This window comes from Sandarakinorhabdus sp., assembly GCF_031422795.1.
GTDB lineage: Bacteria > Pseudomonadota > Alphaproteobacteria > Sphingomonadales > Sphingomonadaceae > Sandarakinorhabdus.
Genome location: NZ_JANPML010000074.1, coordinates 1 through 1,944, shown reverse-complemented (window position 1 = coordinate 1,944; position 1,944 = coordinate 1). Strand labels below are relative to the sequence as shown.

At 62.7% G+C, this 1,944-nt stretch carries 2 protein-coding genes; both read left to right on the top strand.

The genetic code is table 11. The annotated features are described in order from the left end of the window. A partial coding sequence (gene atpA / locus RMO81_RS02965; RefSeq protein ID WP_310474244.1) for a F0F1 ATP synthase subunit alpha occupies positions 1-1,211 on the top strand: 1,211 nt, incomplete at its 5' end. Between the two features lie 55 nt (positions 1,212-1,266). After that, positions 1,267-1,944, top strand: a 678-nt coding sequence (gene atpG, locus RMO81_RS02960) for an ATP synthase F1 subunit gamma (protein ID WP_310474243.1), incomplete at its 3' end; no start/stop codon positions are given.

Below are 1,944 nucleotides of genomic sequence, written 5' to 3'. Positions count from 1 at the left end.
TTGTTGACGCGCTGGGCAATCCCATCGACGGCAAGGGGCCGATTATTGCCGACAAGCGGATGCGCGTTGAGGTCAAGGCGCCCGGCATCATCCCGCGCAAATCGGTGAATGAGCCAGTGCAGACCGGCCTCAAGGCGCTCGATGCGCTGGTGCCCGTTGGCCGCGGCCAGCGCGAACTCATCATTGGTGACCGTCAGACCGGCAAAACCGCTGTCGCTATCGACACCTTCATCAACCAGAAGGCCGTCAACGCCGGCACCGACGAGAGCAAGAAGCTGTATTGCATCTATGTCGCCGTCGGCCAGAAGCGTTCGACCGTGGCCCAAATTGTTCGCGCGCTGGAAGAAAATGGCGCGATGGAATATTCGATCGTGGTCGCCGCCACCGCGTCGGAACCGGCCCCGCTGCAGTTCCTGGCGCCCTACACCGGCTGCACCATGGGCGAGTTTTTCCGCGACAACGGCATGCACGCCGTGATCGTGTACGACGATCTGTCCAAGCAGGCCGTGGCCTATCGCCAGATGTCGCTGCTGCTGCGCCGCCCGCCGGGCCGCGAAGCCTATCCGGGTGACGTGTTCTATCTGCACAGCCGCCTGCTGGAACGCGCCGCCAAGATGAATGATGCCAACGGCAATGGTTCGCTGACCGCGCTGCCGATCATCGAAACGCAGGCGGGTGACGTTTCGGCGTACATCCCGACCAACGTGATTTCGATCACCGATGGCCAGATCTTCCTGGAAACCGAATTGTTCTACCAGGGCATTCGTCCGGCCATCAACGTCGGCCTGTCGGTGAGCCGCGTCGGTTCCGCCGCGCAGACCAAGGCGATGAAGAAGGTCGCCGGCTCGATCAAGCTCGAACTCGCACAGTATCGCGAAATGGCGGCGTTTGCGCAGTTCGGTTCGGATCTTGATGCCTCCACGCAAAAGCTGCTGAACCGCGGCAAGCGCCTGACCGAGCTGCTGAAGCAAGGCCAGTTCCAGCCGATGCCGTTCGAAGATCAGGTCGTCAGCATCTTTGCCGGCGTCAACGGTTTCATCGATTCGGTGGACGCCAATGCCGTCACCCGCTTCGAAGCCGGCCTGCTCAGCCATGTGAAGTCGGCCCATGCCGATCTGCTGGCCGACATTCGCGAGAAGAAGGATCTTTCGGCGGATACCACCGCCAAGCTGAAGGACGTCATCGGCGCCTTCGTGAAGACCTTCGCCTGAAATCAAGCGTCGCCCCGGCCCGCCGGGGTGACGAACCAGGAAGACGAACCGGTTCATGCCTTCGCTTAAATCCCTGAAAATGCGCATCACTTCGGTGAAATCGACGCAGAAGATCACCAAGGCCATGAAGATGGTCGCGGCGGCCAAACTGCGCCGGGCGCAGGAAGCCGCCGAAGCCGCCCGCCCCTATTCGGTGCGGATGGCCGCCGTGATGGCATCGCTCGCCAGCCGCGTGACGGTGGGCCCGGAAAGCCCGCGCCTGCTCGCCGGCACTGGCAATGATCAGGTGCATCTGCTGGTGATCTGCTCGTCGGAACGCGGCCTTGCCGGTGGTTTCAACAGCAACATCGCCAAGCTGGCGCGCCGCACGCTGGAAGAGCTGCTGGGCCAGGGCAAGACGGTCAAGCTGTTGTTCGTCGGCAAGAAGGCGCGCGCGCCGTTTGCCCGCACGCACAAGGAGCTGATCGTCGGCACCGTCGACATGACCCACATCAAGAACGTGGGCTTTGCTGATGCCAAGGCCGTGGCCGATAATGTGGTGGCCCGCTTCGAAGCCGGTGAGTTCGATGTCGCCCACCTGTTCTTCTCCACCTTCAAATCGGCGCTGACTCAGGAGCCGACCCGGCTGCAGATCATCCCCGCCGCGCTTCCGGCTGGTGGCGCTGCCGGTGCCGATGCCTCGGTCGAATACGAGCCGGACGAAGAAGCCATTCTCGCCGATCTGTTGCCGAAG